14 protein-coding genes are annotated in these 16,146 nt (G+C 68.1%); 3 read left to right on the top strand and 11 right to left on the bottom strand.

What is annotated here, in order from left to right; translation table 11 throughout:
- Nucleotides 1–41: 41 nt before the first annotated feature.
- On the top strand, nucleotides 42–434 hold the full coding sequence (locus tag ASD37_RS19340; protein WP_056554806.1) for a nuclear transport factor 2 family protein: 393 nt from the start codon (nucleotides 42–44) through the stop codon (nucleotides 432–434).
- Here the strand turns inward: ASD37_RS19340 and ASD37_RS19335 are convergent.
- The 3 genes from ASD37_RS19335 to ASD37_RS19325 form a co-directional block, all read right to left on the bottom strand.
- The gene (locus tag ASD37_RS19335; protein WP_056554802.1) at nucleotides 431–1,222 is read right to left on the bottom strand and encodes an enoyl-CoA hydratase/isomerase family protein; all 792 of its coding nucleotides are present in this window, start codon (nucleotides 1,220–1,222) and stop codon (nucleotides 431–433) included. The two genes, ASD37_RS19340 and ASD37_RS19335, sit on opposite strands and share 4 nt — an antisense overlap.
- A gap of 638 nt (nucleotides 1,223–1,860) precedes the next feature.
- A complete protein-coding gene (locus ASD37_RS19330; protein ID WP_235568469.1) occupies nucleotides 1,861–2,898 on the bottom strand; it encodes a Gfo/Idh/MocA family oxidoreductase in 1,038 nt (345 codons plus the stop codon).
- On the bottom strand, nucleotides 2,891–4,069 hold the full coding sequence (locus ASD37_RS19325) for a Gfo/Idh/MocA family protein (RefSeq protein WP_056554796.1): 1,179 nt from the start codon (nucleotides 4,067–4,069) through the stop codon (nucleotides 2,891–2,893). The genes ASD37_RS19330 and ASD37_RS19325 overlap by 8 nt, the downstream gene beginning before the upstream one ends.
- Nucleotides 4,070–4,159: 90 nt before the next feature.
- Between ASD37_RS19325 and ASD37_RS19320 the strand changes: the two genes are divergently transcribed.
- Nucleotides 4,160–5,209, top strand: coding sequence for a LacI family DNA-binding transcriptional regulator (locus ASD37_RS19320; protein ID WP_156720970.1), 1,050 nt, complete (start codon nucleotides 4,160–4,162; stop codon nucleotides 5,207–5,209).
- A gap of 262 nt (nucleotides 5,210–5,471) precedes the next feature.
- Complete coding sequence (locus ASD37_RS19315) at nucleotides 5,472–7,013, top strand: alpha/beta hydrolase (protein ID WP_056555513.1); 1,542 nt, start codon at nucleotides 5,472–5,474, stop codon at nucleotides 7,011–7,013.
- Here ASD37_RS19315 and ASD37_RS19310 read toward each other — a convergent pair.
- From ASD37_RS19310 to iolC, 8 genes are all read right to left on the bottom strand, one after another.
- Nucleotides 7,010–7,990 (bottom strand): adenosine deaminase, encoded by a 981-nt coding sequence (locus ASD37_RS19310; RefSeq protein ID WP_056554791.1) that lies wholly within the window; start codon nucleotides 7,988–7,990, stop codon nucleotides 7,010–7,012. The two genes, ASD37_RS19315 and ASD37_RS19310, sit on opposite strands and share 4 nt — an antisense overlap.
- A gap of 10 nt (nucleotides 7,991–8,000) precedes the next feature.
- Nucleotides 8,001–8,849, bottom strand: a complete 849-nt coding sequence (locus ASD37_RS19305) for a sugar phosphate isomerase/epimerase (protein ID WP_056554788.1) — start codon at nucleotides 8,847–8,849, stop codon at nucleotides 8,001–8,003.
- A 101-nt stretch (nucleotides 8,850–8,950) separates the two neighbouring features.
- Entirely contained in the window at nucleotides 8,951–10,441 is a 1,491-nt protein-coding gene (locus ASD37_RS19300; RefSeq protein ID WP_056554785.1) for a CoA-acylating methylmalonate-semialdehyde dehydrogenase, read from the bottom strand.
- Nucleotides 10,442–10,449: 8 nt separating this feature from the next.
- Nucleotides 10,450–11,325 (bottom strand): sugar phosphate isomerase/epimerase family protein, encoded by an 876-nt coding sequence (locus tag ASD37_RS19295; RefSeq protein ID WP_056554784.1) that lies wholly within the window; start codon nucleotides 11,323–11,325, stop codon nucleotides 10,450–10,452.
- Between the two features lie 10 nt (nucleotides 11,326–11,335).
- Nucleotides 11,336–13,285, bottom strand: a complete 1,950-nt coding sequence (gene iolD / locus ASD37_RS19290) for a 3D-(3,5/4)-trihydroxycyclohexane-1,2-dione acylhydrolase (decyclizing) (RefSeq protein ID WP_056555510.1) — start codon at nucleotides 13,283–13,285, stop codon at nucleotides 11,336–11,338.
- Between the two features lie 2 nt (nucleotides 13,286–13,287).
- The gene (gene iolB, locus ASD37_RS19285; protein ID WP_056554781.1) at nucleotides 13,288–14,157 is read right to left on the bottom strand and encodes a 5-deoxy-glucuronate isomerase; all 870 of its coding nucleotides are present in this window, start codon (nucleotides 14,155–14,157) and stop codon (nucleotides 13,288–13,290) included.
- Nucleotides 14,158–14,159: 2 nt separating this feature from the next.
- Nucleotides 14,160–15,062, bottom strand: coding sequence for an aldolase (locus ASD37_RS19280; protein ID WP_156720969.1), 903 nt, complete (start codon nucleotides 15,060–15,062; stop codon nucleotides 14,160–14,162).
- Complete coding sequence (gene iolC, locus ASD37_RS19275; protein WP_056554778.1) at nucleotides 15,055–16,026, bottom strand: 5-dehydro-2-deoxygluconokinase; 972 nt, start codon at nucleotides 16,024–16,026, stop codon at nucleotides 15,055–15,057. The genes ASD37_RS19280 and iolC overlap by 8 nt, the downstream gene beginning before the upstream one ends.
- Between the last annotated feature and the right edge of the window lie 120 nt (nucleotides 16,027–16,146).

The raw sequence follows: 16,146 nt of genomic DNA, 5'->3' as shown, positions 1-16,146 counted from the left end.
TGTCTGACAAGGGTCCAGATGCACACGGAGGGGAGACGACGATGTCGGAGGAACAACAGAACGTCGAGCTGATCAAGAGGGGTTACGACGCCTTCGCGGCCGACGACGTGGAACAGCTCATGAGCCTGCTCGACGACGACGTCGAATGGGTCCAGCCTGGCGAGAGCACGATCAGCGGGACCTACCACGGCAAGGGTGAACTCGGCGGACTGCTCGCGCGGATGGCCGAGAAGTCGTCGACGGTGACGCCGATCCGATACGTCGCCGACGGCGACACCGTGATCGTGGTCGGTGACGTCACCCTCGACGGCGAGACGAGTCAAGGCGTCATCGTGTACACGATCCGCGACGGCAAGACCGCCCACGTCCAGGTGTACGGCGACACGGCCATGCTGGAGCGCCACTACGGCAAGAAGCAGGTCCCGACCGGTTAGCGCCCCTGATAGGTCGCCTTGCCCGGTCCGTTCTCGAGGAAGCTCGCGACGGCGCCCTTCAGGTCCTCGGTCGCGAACAGCGCACCCGACAGCTCCGGGGTGACGCCGTCGGCGTGGCCGACACCGCCGGTGCGCCACGCCGCGATGATCTCCTTGGTCGCCGCGTGTGCCTTCGTCGGTCCGTCGGCCAAGCGGGTCGCCAACGCGCGAGCCGCCGACTCGACGTCGTCGTGCACGGCGTTCACCACGCCCCACGCCGCCATCGTGGCCGCGTCGTACACGTCGCCCGTCATCACCAACTCCCGGGCCCGCCCCGATCCGGCCCGCTCGGCCAGACGCTGCGGTCCGCCCATGGACGGTGTCAGTCCGACGACGGTCTCGACGAGTCCGAACTTGGCGCGCGGTCCGGCGAGGATGACGTCGCACGCCAGGGCGATCTCGAACGCCGCGGTGAGCGTCAGGCCGTGGGCGGCGAACACGACGGGGCAGGGCAGCGCCTCGATGGGCGCGATGATCTGGGTCAACAGCCTGTGCCACAGGTCGGCACCCTGCTGCGCGGTCAATCCCTGGAAGACGTGGACGTCCACGCCCGCCGAGTTCACCTTGCCCTCGGCGCGCAGCAGCACGGCGCGGGGCGTGTTGGCCGTCAGCTCTGCGACGTTGGACGTGAGCGAGTCGAACATGGCCTGGTCGAAGAGATTCAGCGGGCCGTGGTCGAAGGTCAGGGTGGCCAGTTCGGCGCCCGACGGGGTGGCGGATCGAACGACGGTGGAGGGGTCAGTCGGCACGGTGTCAGGGTGTCATCCCACTCGTCGGCGTGACCGGGGAGGTCGACTCAACCGGAGACGTCCACCATCCCCTGGTGCTCCTCGATCGCGACGCGTTGGCCATGCTCGGCTTCCTGCACGTCGATCCGCACCTCGCGGCCGCACTCGTCTGGGCTGGCCCAACGGAGAACTGTGGGCGGTCACTCTCGCCACCACCGCACGACGGCTATCGATTCCATCGGGGTCCATCTGTGAATCCAGGGGAGGGCTCGAGATTCGGCATGCCCGGCCGTGCCACGCAACTGTCGAGTACTGCGGATCGCGATAGTTTGATTTTGGAGTTGGGTCGAGACGTGTTCGCACCGCCTCAGTACGGGGGAACTTCGAGCGGCGAGCACTACTCGCCCATACCTTTTGAGGTGTTGGAAGCCCTGAAGGGCTCCCTGAAGGAGATTGCGGCGAAACTGCCGCCGAAGGCAAGCGGATGACTAGGCCCGCGGTCAGCCTGTCTGCGTGACCGTCGCTTGCCGGACCCCGGCGAACCACAGCTGATGCCGTCCGGTGGTTGTGGACGGATCGGGGCAGCTACGGGCTGAACGGCGCACACCGTGTCTGACCCGCCCTGGCGAACACTCTCAAATGTCCAGTAAGCGCTCGCCTTACGTCCTGTGCGCCGGTGTCGTATCCGGGGCCGGATAGTGCACCCGCTCCATCTGGCCGGTGTTGAGGGACCGGGTGGCGGCCTCGGCGACGGCTTGCGCCTTCAGGGCCTCGTCGAGATCGGGTCCGATGGGACTGCCGTCTCGCAGCGCGGCCACGAAGTGGTCAAGCGCTGCAAAGTAACTCGGTGCCACCCGGTCGAACCACCCGGCGTGCATGCCGTCCCCGACGACCTGGCCTGCGCCGTACCGCACGACGGCTCCGGTGCGGTGACGCCGTGCCTCGACCATGCCGGTCGACCCGAGTACCTCGATGCGTTCGTCGTAGCCGTAGCCGATCTGGCGGGCGCTGTCGATTTGGACCAGGGCGCCGCCCGGCAGTCGTAGCGTGACGGCCGATAGGTCGACGTCGCGATACTCGGCGAGGCGTGGCTCGACCATCGTCGACCCGGTGGCGAACACCGCCTCGGGATCCAGTCCGGAGATCCACCTCGCCAAGTCGAAGAAGTGCACGGTCTGGTCGCGCATCTGGCCACCGGAGACGGCGATGTACGCCAGCGGCGGCAACACCGGACCGCGCGTGGTCATTTGGATCAGATGTACGTCGCCCACCGCGCCGGAGGTGACGACGCGCTGCAGTTCGGCATAGTCGCGGTCGAAGCGGCGGTTGAAGTCCACCATCGCCGGGACGCCGCGGTCGCGGACGTAGCCGACGACCTCGACCGCCCGGGCGAGGTCCAGGTCGACGGGCTTCTCGCACAACACCGGGATGCCTGCGGCGGCGGCCGCGCGGAGGTGGTCGGCGTGGGTGTCGGTCGACGACGCGATGAGGACCGCATCGACGGCGTCGGGATCGAAGACCTCGGCCAGGTCGTCCGCGATCTTGCAATGGTGTTGCATGGCAACCGCTTTGGACCGGGAGGCGTCGACGTCGTAGACGAGGGTGAAGTCGACCTCTGGGTGGGCGGCGAGGTTCGCGGCGTGGACGCCGCCGATGAATCCGGCGCCGACCAACGCGAAGCGCGGCACGTCAGACACCCGCCATCGGACGCGCGGCTCGAGCGGTGACCCAGGCGCCGTCGAGGGCGTGCGACGCCGCCGCGGCCTCGACGAACTGGACCCCGATCAACCCGTCGACGCCGGTGGGGATGGTCAGCTCCCTCGTGGGCGCCGGCGTGCCGTCGCGGCGGGCGCGCAGCAGCTCGGCGAGGTCGGCGTAGAAGTTGGCGAACGCCTCGAGGAAGCCCTCGGGATGGCCCATGCCGGGCCGGGTCAGGCGGGCCGCGTCCTCGGACAGCGAGCCCATGCCCTGGGTGAGAGTCGTTGCGGCGCCGTCCTGGTCGCGGATGACGAGGTGCTGCGGGTCCTCGTGTCGCCATTCCAGGGCGGCGTCCTCACCGAAGACGTGCAGGCGCAGGCCGTGCTCGTTGCCGGTCGCGGCCATGCTGGCCCACAGCGTGGCCGGCGCGCCGTTGGACAGCGTGAGCCGCACCGCGGCGTTGTCGAAGACCCGTCGCCCCGGTACCAGGGTCGTCAGCTCGGCGGAGACCCTGGCGGGTTCCAGGCTCGTGACGTAGCGCAGTAGGTGGAGCGCATGGGTTCCGAGATCGCTGAGCACGCTGGGGAATCCGGCGACGTCGGGGTCGGTGCGCCACCGCGCCTGCCGGTGGTCGCCGAGCTCCAGCGGCGTGGACGCCCACCCGGAGGCGTGCTCGACGACCACGAGGCGGATGGCGCCGAGTGCGCCGTCGCGGACCAGGCGCGCCGCATGCCGCACCATTGCGTACGCCGAATAGCAGTGGGGGACGGCAAGAATCGCCCCCGTCGACTCCGCGATCGCGATTAGTTCGGCCGAGGTCCGCGAGTCCCGCGTCAACGGCTTCTCGCACACCACCGAGATGCCGGCCTCCAGGAACGTGCGGGCGATCTCGAAGTGGCTGTCGTTGGGCGTGGCGACGGTGACGACGTCGACGCCGTCGCGCCGCGCGCTCTCGGCGGCCGCCATCTCGCGGTGATCGCGGTAGACGCGGTCGACGCCGAGGTCGCGGGCCACGTGGGCCGACGATTCCGCGTCGCGGCCGAACACGCCCGCTGCCAGCACGTACCGGTCGTCGAGCCGCATGGCGTGGCGGTGGGTCTTGCCGATGTCGGCGCCGGCCCCGCCGCCGACCATGCCTGCGGTCAGTCGGCGGCTTCCTGGTTCGCTCACGGTGGTGCTCCTCGGATTCTTTGTGGACAGAATGGGACCGGTCCCAGTACCGTACGGGTCAGGTGACGAAGGATCAATATGCTGACAGCCATGAGTCCACCGGACGGGCGTGACCGCCCCGCGACGATCCGAGACGTCGCAGCCCGTGCCGGGGTGTCGAAGTCCTTGGTGTCCAGGGTGCTGCGCGGAGAAGCGAATGTCAGCGCGGCCCGACGCGACACCGTCCTGACCGCGATGTCCGATCTGGGCTACCGCCCCAACGCCATCGCCAGGGGGCTGTCCGAGTCGCGCAGCGCAACCGTCGGCGTGATGCTCAACGACCTGCGCAACCCCTGGTTCGTCTCCCTGCTGGAAGGGCTCACCACCACGCTCGACGCGGTAGGGATGGCACCGGTGCTGGCCGACAGCCACCTCGACCGACGCGTCGGCCGCGACACCGTCGAAACGCTTCTCTCCCAACGGGTCGACGGCCTCGTCGTCGTCGGTACCACCGACCTGGGCGACACGATCGAGCGCGCCGCTGCGATCGTCCCCGTGGTCGTCGCCGGAACCCACGAGCCGAACCTGCCGACGGTCGACATCGCCGCCGACGACGACGTCGTAGGAGCTCGGTTGGCCACCCAGCACTTGCTCGATCTGGGGCACCGCCGCATCGGCCACCTCGCGGGTCCGGGGATCGTCGGATTACTGCGGCGCAAGGGTTTCCTCGACACCATGGCAGGGGCGGGTCGCACCGACGACGCGCTCGTCGAGGTCTCGGGCATGACCGAGGAAGGCGGATACGCCGCAGCCTCGCGGTTGCTCGACCGGCCGAAGCGTCCGACGGCGATCTTCGCCTTCAACGACGTCAGCTGCGTTGGCGCGCTGTCGGCGGCGGCCGATCGGGATCTGGCGGTGCCACGTGATCTTTCGCTGGTGGGCTACGACGACACGTACCTGGCGCGGATCAGGCACCTGTCGTTGACGTCGGTCGACAACGGCAACTTCGCCGTCGGCGTGCAGGCCGCCAAGTTCCTGCTGCAACGCCTCGAGCGACCACACGACGCGCAGCGCGTCTACCTACACCAGCCCGCGCTGAGCATCCGGCGCTCCACGGCGCCACCTCAATCGAGTCAGGTCGAGACGTCGACCACCTTCTGATGACCCTCGATGGCGAATCGCTGCCCACTGTCGATCTCCTCCACCTTGACCTCTCGTCCACAGACGGGGCACGCCAATGCCTCGTCGGGTGGCGGTCCATCGGGTAGTTCGCGACCGCTGCCTTCGCATTTCTGGTCCATTGCTTCCTCACGTCGGTGTCCGGGTCTACCCGCTGATACCCCGGCGCGGTGACGACAACACGGTCTGCGAGAGGCTTCCTGGCTTGGCGGTGTTCCCTGGTTGTCATGGCAGCATGTTGCCGATGAGCTGGATTCAAGATCGCGGCGTGGGTCGGTCGCTGTTCGTGTTGGCCGCGGTCGTCACGGTCGGTGCGGCGACGGCCGGCTGCGGCGGGACCGTCGGCGGCAAGCCGGAGGCCTCTGCCGAGCGGACGGGCGAGACCGTGCAATGGGGGCCGTGTCAGGTCGCGGGTGGAGGCGAGGACGCCGAATTGCCGGACGGTGCGCAGTGCGGAAAGCTCACCGTGCCGGTCGATTACGCCAAGCCGGACGCCGGCAACGCCACGTTGGCGTTGATTCGCTTTCCCGCGACCGGGCAGAAGATCGGGTCGCTGGTGATCAACCCCGGTGGTCCCGGCGGGTCCGGGGTCGACGCGGCGATCGGCACGGTGGACGCATTGCCCGCCGAGATCCGGCAGCGCTTCGACCTGGTCGGGTTCGATCCGCGGGGGATTGGCTCGTCCACGCCGGCGGTGCGCTGCAACTCCGACGCCGAGGCCGACGCCGCTCGGGCAGACCCGCAGGTCGACTACAGCCCCGCGGGCGTCGCCCACATCGAGGACACCGAGAAGAAGTTCGTGCAGCGCTGCGTCGACCGGATGGGCAAGGACTTCCTCGCCAACGTCGGAACCGCCAGTGTCGTCAAGGATCTCGACGCGCTGCGGGCGGCGCTCGGCGACGACAAGCTGACCTACATCGGCTATTCCTACGGAACCCTGATCGGCTCGGCCTACGCCGAGGCGTATCCGGACAAGGTGCGGGCGATGATCCTCGACGGCGCCGTCGACCCGAACGCCGACCCGATGCAATCCGACGTCGACCAATTCGCCGGATTTCAGAAGGCGTTCGACGACTTCGCCAAGGACTGCGCCAAGAACGCCAGGTGCCCGCTCGGTACCGATCCGGCCAAGGCGGTCGACGTCTACCACCACCTGGTCGACCCTCTGGTGGCCAAGGCCGCACCGACCCAGGATCCTCGTGGGCTGAGTTACGGCGACGCGATCACGGGCACCATGGATGCGATGTATTCGCCAACCCTGTGGAAACACCTCACCGACGGCTTGACCGAGCTCACCAAGGGTCACGGCGACACCCTGCTGGAGCTCGCCGACGACTACTCCCAACGCGACGAGCAGGGTCACTACGCCAACATCGGCGACGCGCAGATCGCGATCACGTGCGTCGACCGGCCGCCCGTGACCGACCGTGCCAAGTTCGTCGAGGAGGATCGGCAGACGCGAAAGGTCGCGCCGTTCATGACCTTTGGGCCGTTCACCGGCCACGCGCCGATGGACAACTGCGCGTTTTGGCCGGTGCCGTCGACGAGCGCCCCGCACGCGGCGGCCGCCCCCGGTCTGCCGCCGGTGCTCGTCGTGTCCACGACCCACGACCCGGCCACCCCGTATCAGGCCGGGGTCGACCTGGCCAAGGAACTGCACGGTGGGCTGTTGACCTACGAGGGCACCCAACACACCGTGGTCTTCGAAGGCGAGTCGTGCGTGGACGACGCCGCCACCAAGTACCTCGTCGACCTCACCCTGCCGGCCGCCGGAACCACCTGCTAGCTGGCCCCGATCTCCGCGAGCAACTCGGCCTTGCGGGGGGCGTCGGCGAACGAGGCCGCGACGGAGTTGCGCGCCAGCGTCGTCAGCGCCGCCTCGTCGAGTCCGAGCGCGTCGCGGACGGCCGTCACGTTGTCGTCCAGATAGCCACCGAAGTAGGCGGGGTCGTCGGAGTTGACCGACACGTTGAGTCCCCTCTGGAGCATGGCGGGCAGCGGGTGGTCGGCGATGTCGTCGACGACGCGCAGCCGCACGTTGGACAGCGGGCACACCGTCAACGGGGTCTGTTCGGTGACCAACCGCTCGACGAGGGCGTCGTCCTCGAGGCAGCGGATGCCGTGGTCGACGCGCTCGACGCCCAGCAGGTCCAACGCCTCCCAGATGTAGGCGGGCGGACCTTCCTCGCCGGCGTGCGCCACCAGGTGCAGACCCTCGGCGCGTGCCCTGGCGAAGACGTCGACGAACTTCGACGGCGGATGTCCCACCTCGGCGGAGTCCAGTCCGATTCCGAGGATCGGCTTGCCAAGTGCGACAACGGCTTCCAGGACGTCCATCGCCGACTGGGCGCTGTGGTCGCGCAGCATCGCGATGATCAGACCGCTGCTGACGCCGTGGGTGGCGAGGGAGGATTCGAGCGCCGTCGAGACGCCGTCCATCACCTCCTCAAGGGCGATCCCACGGCTCAGGTGAGCCTGGGGGTCGAGGAACACCTCGGCGTGCCGGACACCGGCGCGGGCGGCCCTGGCGAGGTACGCGTTGGTCATCTCGGCGAAGTCCGACGCGGTCTGCAGCGTGGCCATGTTGGCGTAGTACAGATTCAGGAACGACTGCAAATCAGCGAAGTCGTACTGCGCCGAGAGCTCGTCGACGTCGGCGTAGGGCAGCTCGATCCGGTTGCGCTCGGCGAGGCGCAGGATGGTCTCCGGTTCGAGGGTGCCCTCGAGGTGCAGGTGCAGTTCGGCGAATGGCATACCGCCCATTGTCGCCGAACTACAAGACGGTCAGCGCCGAGTCCGCCGCGAGTCGCAGTGCCTGGTCCACCGGCAGCGCCCGAAACGACGTCGACAGGATTTCCACACCCCACGGCCCGTCGAACCCCAGATCGCGCAACGTTGCCACCAGCCCGACGAGGTCGAAGGACCCGTCGCCGCACAGCACGCGGTGGTCGACGGTGTCGTCGAACAGAGTGCCGACGACATCGGGTGCCGCGTCGTCGAGTTCGACGCCGAAGATCATCTCGGGTCCCAGCGCGGCGCGGAGCTCGGCCAGGGACGTGTCGGCCCGGAAGACGTGCCAGGCGTCGACGAGCAGCCCGGCCGCGGGATGACCTGCCGCCGAGACGATCTCGGCACCCATCGGCACCGTCGCGATCGCCGAGAAGGGCATCGTCTCGATGGCGACCTTGGTCCCGTGGTCCGCCGCTTGCTCGGCAAGTTCCCGCAGGGGTGCCGCAAGGGCGAGTGGGTCCGTCGTCGCAGGCCCGTTCTCCGAGCCGATCTTGATCATCACCGGACGCAGGACGTCCGCCGCCTCGAACAGCAGGTCGCGGACGTCGTAGGTGTGCCCCGCCGCGCCGCGCGGGATCCACCAGCGTTCGAGCAGTTCGATCTCGACGTGGGTCAGGCCCGCGTCGGCGATCAGGCCCTTCAGCGCGTCGAAGCCGATGGCGTCACGGATGGCGACGAGGTCGTCGGTGATCAGCCCGAACCCGCAGAACCCCGCGTCGGCGATCGCCCTGACGCGTTCGGCGATGGGCACGGGGCTGGTGGCGGGGGTGCGCATCGGCGAGGTGTCGCCGGCGCTGGTCCACGCGGTCGCCACCAGGCGTGGTGTGGTCACGAATCCTCCAAGAGCGCCCGCCGAGTGTGCGGTGAGATCGCGTCGTCGCCCGTTTCGGCGATCTCACCGCACACGCGACGGAGAGTGGGTCGGTGCGTGGGCTACGCGTTCTGGGGGAAGCCGAGCTCGATGCCGCCATGGCTCGGGTCCAGCCACCGGCTGGTGATCGCCTTGCCGCGGGTGAAGAAGTGCACGCCCTCGGTGCCGTGGGCGTGGCTGTCACCGAACAGTGAGGCCTTCCAGCCGCCAAAGCTGAAGTACGCCATGGGCACCGGGATGGGCACGTTGATGCCGATCATTCCGACCTCGACCTCGTTCTGGAACCGTCGCGCGGCGCCGCCGTCGTTGGTGAAGATGGCGGTGCCGTTGCCATAGGGATTGGCGTTGATGAGTTCCAGTGCCTCGTCGTAGGTTTCGACGCGGATGACCGACAGCACGGGGCCGAAGATCTCGTCGGTGTAGACGCTCATCTCGGGGGTGACGTGGTCGATCAACGTCGGGCCGAGCCAGAAGCCGTCCTGCCCGCCGTCGGCGGTGACGTTGCGGCCGTCGACGACGATCTTGGCGCCGTCGGCCTCGCCGGCGTCGATGTAGGACGCCACCTTGTCGCGGTGGGCCTTGGTGACCAGTGGGCCCATGTCGGAGTTCTTGGTGCCGTCGCCGATCTTCAACGGGGTGGTGCGCTCGGCGATCTTGGCCACCAGGTCGTCGGCGATCGGGCCGACCGCGACGCACGCGGAGATGGCCATGCAGCGTTCACCGGCCGAGCCGAAACCGGCGTTGACCATCGAGTCCGCCGCCAGGTCCAGGTCGGCGTCGGGCAGGATCACCGCGTGGTTCTTCGCCCCGCCGAGGGCCTGCACGCGCTTGCCTGCGGCGGTGCCGGTGGCGTAGACGTACTGCGCGATCGGGGTGGAACCGACGAAGCTGATCGACTTGACGGCCTTGTTGGTCAGCAGTTCGTCGACGACGGTCTTGTCGCCCTGAAGCACGTTGAAGACACCGGCGGGCAGGCCGGCTTCCTTCCAGAGCTCGGCCATCCACAGCGACGCGGTGGGGTCCTTCTCCGAGGGCTTGAGGATCACGGTGTTGCCCGCGGCGATGGCGATGGGGAAGAACCACATCGGCACCATGGCCGGGAAGTTGAACGGTGAGATGATGCCGACCGGGCCGACGGGCTGGCGGATCGAGTAGACGTCGACCTTGGTCGACGCGTTCTCGGTGAAGCCGCCCTTGAGCAAATGAGGAATGCCGCAGGCGAATTCGACGACTTCCTGGCCGCGGCTGACCTCGCCGAGGGCGTCGGAGACGACCTTGCCGTGCTCGCTGGTGATGATCTCTGCCAACTCACCCTTGCGGGCGTTGAGCAGTTCCCTGAATGCGAAGAGGATTTGCGTGCGCTTGGCGAGGGACGTGTCGCGCCAGGCGGGGAAGGCCGCTGCGGCGGCGTCGATCACCGCGCGGGCGTCGTCGACGCTGCCGAGGGCAACCTCGCCGGTGACCTCGCCGGTCGCGGGGTTGGTGACGGGTGCGGTGTTGGTGCTGGTGCCGGGGAATGCTTCGTTGTTCAGCCAGTGGGTGATGGTGGTCATGTCTGTTCTCACTTCGTGTACTTGGCGACGTAGTCGGTCATGGTGGTGAGCTGGTAGCGCGACACCTCGTGGGCGTTCTCGTCCTCGGCGAACACCGACGACACCATCACGGTGTCGGGTCGGTCGTAGAACCCGATCTCGGCGAGCCCGGAGAAGAACTCGTCCCAGTCGACGTCACCGTCTCCGATCTTGAGGTGCTGGTGCACCCGGGCGGCGTTGCCAGGGGGGTTGGTGATGTACCGCAGCCCATGGCTGCGGTGGTGATCCATGGTGTCGGCGACGTGGACCAGTCGCAGCTTGTCGCCGGCGGCCCGCATGATGTCAATCATGTTGCCGCCCATGTGGTATGTGTGGCACGCCACGTACACCATGCCCAGGTTGGGGGAGTTGACGCCCCGGATGATGCGCACCGCCTCGAAGCCGTCCTCGACGAAGTCGTCCGGGTGCGGATCGATGCGGACGTCGATGCCTTCGCGCTCGAAGATCGGCATCAGTTCCTCCATGGACCGGAAGAACGCCCGCTCGGATTCCTCGGCGCGTTCCGGCCGGCCGGAGAATTCGGTGTTGATCACGTTGACGCCGAGGTCGACGGTGATCTGGATGACGCGCTTCCAGTTGCGAACGGCCGCTTCCCGCGCGTCCTCGTCAGGACCCGACCAGCGCAGCACGGGGAGAACCGAGGCGATGCCGACGTTCGCGTGCTCGCACGCCTTGCGGAACTTGGCGACCAGATCGTCGTCGGCCCGCGGGTGGTTGTAGAACGGGATGAAGTCCCGATGCGGGGTGAGCTGCAGGTGTTCGAAGCCCAATTCGGCCGCTACGCGCGGGAATTCGAGCAACTCGTAGTCGTGGTGGAACGGGGTGGGGTCGAGTGCAATCTTCATGGTGGGCCCCTCAGCTTTCAGACGGTCGGACGAATGGCCGCTGGATCTTCTTCCAGTCGGCGTACGTCTGGTAGGCGTTTTGAGTCGATTCGAGCGTGGACGTCTCCGATACCGGCACGTCCCACCACGATTCGCTGTCCGGGGCGAAGACCAGCGGGTCGGTCTCGACGTGGATCACCGTCGTGCGGTCGCTGGCCTTGGCCACCTTGACGGCGTCGGTGAACTCGGCTGCGGTCACCACGCGGATCACGTCGGCGCCGAGACTGGCGGCGTTGGCGGCCAGGTCAACGGGCAGCTTGTCGCCGTCGAGACGGCCGTCGCCGCTGCGGTAGCGATACGCCGTGCCGAACCGCTGAGAGCCCAGTGCCTCGGAAAGTCCGCCGATGGAGGCGAAGCCGTGGTTCTGCACCAGCACGACGATGACCTTGACGTTCTCCTGCACCGCGGTGACCAGTTCGGTGGCCATCATCAGGTACGAGCCGTCGCCGACCATGACGAACACGTCGCGGTCCGGCTCGGCCATCTTGGCGCCGATGCCGCCGGCGATCTCGTAACCCATGCAGGAATAGCCGTATTCGACGTGGTACCCCTTGCGATCCCTGGTGCGCCACAGCTTGTGCAGATCGCCGGGCATCGAACCGGCGGCGCAGACCACGACGTCCCGGGCATCGGACAGCGTGTTGACCAGGCCGATCACCTGGTTCTGGTTCAGCGCCACGTCGTCGTCGAGCTTGTACACCGCGGAGACGGTGTCATCCCATTCCTTCGCGAGATCGGCTGTGCGCGTGCGGTACTCGTCGCTCACCGAGTAGTCGCCCAGTGCGACGCCGAGCGCCTCGACGGCCTCGCGGGCGTCGGAGACGACGCTGACGCCACCCTGCTTGACGGAGTCGATCGACGCGACGTTGACGTTGACGAACTTCACGTCGGGGTTGTTGAACGCGGTCCGCGAGGCGCTGGTGAAATCGCTGTAGCGGGTGCCGATTCCGATGACGACGTCGGCCTCGGTGGCCAGGGCGTTGGCCGCGGTGGTGCCGGTGGAGCCGATGGCGCCGACCGACTGGGGGTGGTCGTAGGGAAGTGCCCCCTTGCCCGCTTGGCTCTGACCGACGGGAATGCCCGTCTTCTCGCAGAACGCGGCGAGGGCGTCGGACGCGTCGGAGTAGATGACGCCACCGCCGGCGACGATGAGCGGCTTCTTCGCCGCGCGGATCACATCGGCCGCCCGCGCGATCACCGATCGTTCTGGGAGCGGCCGCGCCACATGCCACGTGCGTTCGGCGAACAGCGATTCCGGCCAGTCGTGGGCCTCGGCTTGCACGTCCTGGGGGATTGCCACCGTGGCCGCGCCCGTCTCGACGGGGTCGGTGAGCACCCGCATCGCGCCGAGAAGCGCGGCGGGCAACTGCTCTGGCCGCCACACCCGGTCGAAGTACCGGGACAGCGGCTTGAACGCGTCGTTGACGGTGATGTCGCCGGAGGACGGCAGCTCGAGTTCCTGCAGCACAGGCGAACTCGCCCTGGTGGCGAAGGTGTCGGCGGGCAGCAGGAGGACGGGCAACCGGTTGATGGTCGCCAGGGCGGCGCCAGTCAGCATGTTGGTCGAGCCGGGTCCGACGCTGGCGGTGATGGCCCAGGTCTGCAGCCTGTCCTTCTGCCGCGCATAGGCGACGGCGCTGTGCACCATGGCCTGCTCGTTGCGGGCCAGCACGTAGCGCAGGTGCGGCTCGGAGTCCGTCTCGATCGCCGTGATCTCATCCTGCAGGAGCGCCTGGCCGAGGCCGGCGACGTTGCCGTGTCCGAAGATGCCGAAGGCTCCGGCGAAGAACTTGGAGCGGATGCCGTCGTGTTCGACGTACTGGTTGCCGAGGAACCGAATGGTGGCCTGCGCGACGGTGAGTCGTACGGTGGGCTCGCCGTCGGCGATCTTCTCGGCTCGCTTGGGTGCGGTGGAGACCATGGTCATGCTCCCTTCGGGGCGTGCAGGGGTAGGCGGGGGTCGATACTCTGGTCGTCCCAAGTGCCGCGGAGCCATGCGTGTTCGGGGTCGTCGACGATCTTCCAGGCGCGTTCGGCACCCGGTCCTGCCATCACGTTCAGGTAGTACATGTGGTAGCCGGGGGCAGCGACCGACGGGCCGTGATAGCCGTGCGGCACCAAGACCACGTCACCGGTGCGGACCTCTTCGAGCACCTCGATCGGCCGGTCCGGCGTGCCGTAGACGCGGTGGTAGCCGAAACCCCTTGAGCCGTCCGGGCCGGGGGCGATCTCGAAGTAGTAGATCTCCTCGAGCTCGGATTCGGTCGGCGTGTTCTGGTCGTGCTTGTGGGCGGGGTAGCTCGACCAGTTGCCGCCGGGGGTGATGACCTCGCAGGCGATCAAGGAGTCGGCCTCGAACACGCCCGCGGTGCCGAAGTTGTGGACCTGCCTGCTGCAGTTGCCCGCGCCACGCAACTCGACGGAGACGTCGGCAGCCGCGACACGGCGGTTGGGAAACGACCGCTTCGCGCGGGCGCCGCAGATGGCGAACCGGCCCTCGCCGGTGATCCGATACTCCTGGTCGATGCCGAGGTAGACCATGTCGGACGGTCCGTCGAAGACTGAGTTGCGTTGCGCTAGTTCGAACGTCACGCCGTCGCACTCGACGCTGCCGCCGCCGGCCAGCGGCAGGATCATCACCTCGGTGCCGCCGGTGTGGAGCTCGGCGGATTGGGTGTCGTCCAGTTCGATTACCTGCAGGGAGGATTCGGTCCAGCCCGCGGATTTCGGAGTGACGTCGACCGTGTAGGGCAGTTCGGCGGTGCGGGCCGGGATGTAGAGCTTGCTGTGCATGGTTACCTCACCATCGAAACGGCGGTCGCCACCGCGGAACTCACGTCGTCGTCGGGGGGGTAAAGCAGGGTGCGGCCGACGATGAGCCCGCGCACCGACGGCAGGCCGAGGGCCTTCTCCCAGGACGCGAACGCCTCGTCGGGATCGGCGGGATCACCGCCGAGCAGCAACGTCGGCATCGTGGTCGACTCCATCACGCGGTCCATCTCGGGAACCACGGGCAGCTTCATCCACGTGTATGCCGACGTGGAGCCGAGGCCCTGGCCGATGTGCACGGACTTGATGACGGCGTCGGGGCTCAGGTCGTTGTGGACCTTGCCGTTGACGCGGCTGGACATGAACGGCTCGAGCATGGCGATGAGGCCACGCGCGGCGAGCTCGTCGACGGCCTGCGCACACGCCGTCATCGTTGCGACGGTGCCGGGATCGTCGAGGGCGATGCGGCACAACATCTTTCCGCCGTTCATCTTCGCGGCTGCGGTCGACTCGGCGGTGGCGCCGGTCATCCGGTCGTCGAGTTCGAACGCCGCGCCGGCCAGGCCACCGCGGTTGAACGACGAGAACACCACCTTGTCCTCGAGGGCACCGAGGAGCAGGAGGTCGTCGAGGATGTCCGAGGTCGCGAGGACGCCGTCGACTCCGGGCTCGGCGAGCGCGGCGCGCAACCGGTCCAGGAGATCGGTGCGGCTGTTCATCGCGGTGGGGCGGTTGCCAACGGCCAGCGCGCCGCGGGCGGGGTGGTCGGCGGCGACGATCATCAGCCGACCGTCACCACGGATGGTCGGGCGCGTGGTCCTGGTGTCCCAGGCGCGGGCGACGGCGCCCGGGTCGGCGGCGCGCAGATCGGTGACGGCGGCGTAGTCAGAACAAGCCGGAGCGACGTGGGAGATTTCAGCACTAGACATTGACGGCATCCTCGGCGGTCTTCTCGGCCAACTCTGCGACCTCGGCGGCGGTGGGCATGGCGGTCGAGCACTCGAGCCGCGAGGCCACGATGGCCCCTGCGGCGTTCGCGTAGCGAAGGGTCTTCTCCAGCGGCCAGCCGTGTAGCAGACCGTGAATGAGGCTGCCGCCGAAGCTGTCTCCGGCGCCAAGGCCGTTGACCACGTCGACCTCGTTGGGCGGCACGGTGACCGACGAGTGCTTGGTCTTGCCGAGCACGCCTCGGGGGCCCTGCTTGACGATCGCCAATTCGACGCCGAGGTCGAGTAGCGCGTCGGCCGCCTTGTGCGGGTTGGTTTCGCCGACGGCGATCTCACATTCCTCGCGGTTGCCGACGGCGACGGTCACGTGCTGCAGTGCTCGCTGCACCTGCTCGGTCGCCGCGGCGGCGTTCTCCCAGAACATGGGTCGGTAGTCGAGGTCCAGGACCGTCAGTGGCGCCCTGCCCCGATGTTCCCATGCCGCGAAGTGCGCGCTGCGGCTCGGCTCTTCGGACAACCCCGTGACCGTCGACCAGTACAGCCGCGCGGATCGGACGGCGTCGGCGTCGATCTCACCGGGGGTGACTTGCAGATCGGGTGCGCTGGGCTTGCGGTAGAAGTACAGCGGGAAGTCGTCCGGCGGAAAGATCTCGCAGAAGGTTACCGGCGTCGGAAACGCGTCATGCGTTGCGACGTAGCGGTTGTCGACCCCGAGCCGGTTCAGTTCGGCGCGGACGTACCGTCCGAACGGGTCGTCGCCGACGCCGGAGATCAACGCCGCACGGTTGCCGAGTCGGGCCGCGGCGACCGTCACGTTGGCAGCACTGCCGCCGAGGAACTTGCCGAACGACTCGACCTCTTCGAGGCCGACACCGATCTGCAGTGGGTAGACGTCGACGCCGCAGCGGCCGATGGCCAGCACGTCGAACGGCTCTGAGGTGGACAAGTCGGCTCCCTGGTCGGTTGGTGTAAGGGCTTGCCCAAGACTGTGCCCTCCGTCACTCGGGTCTGTCAAGAGTTTGTCCTGACATTCGGACTTGCGATCATGCCGGTGTTACTCTGAGCC

Origin of the sequence: Mycobacterium sp. Root135 (assembly GCF_001426545.1) — a bacterium.
In the GTDB taxonomy this organism is placed as follows: Bacteria; Actinomycetota; Actinomycetes; order Mycobacteriales; family Mycobacteriaceae; genus Mycobacterium.
This window is presented reverse-complemented; position numbering and strand designations above follow the sequence as displayed.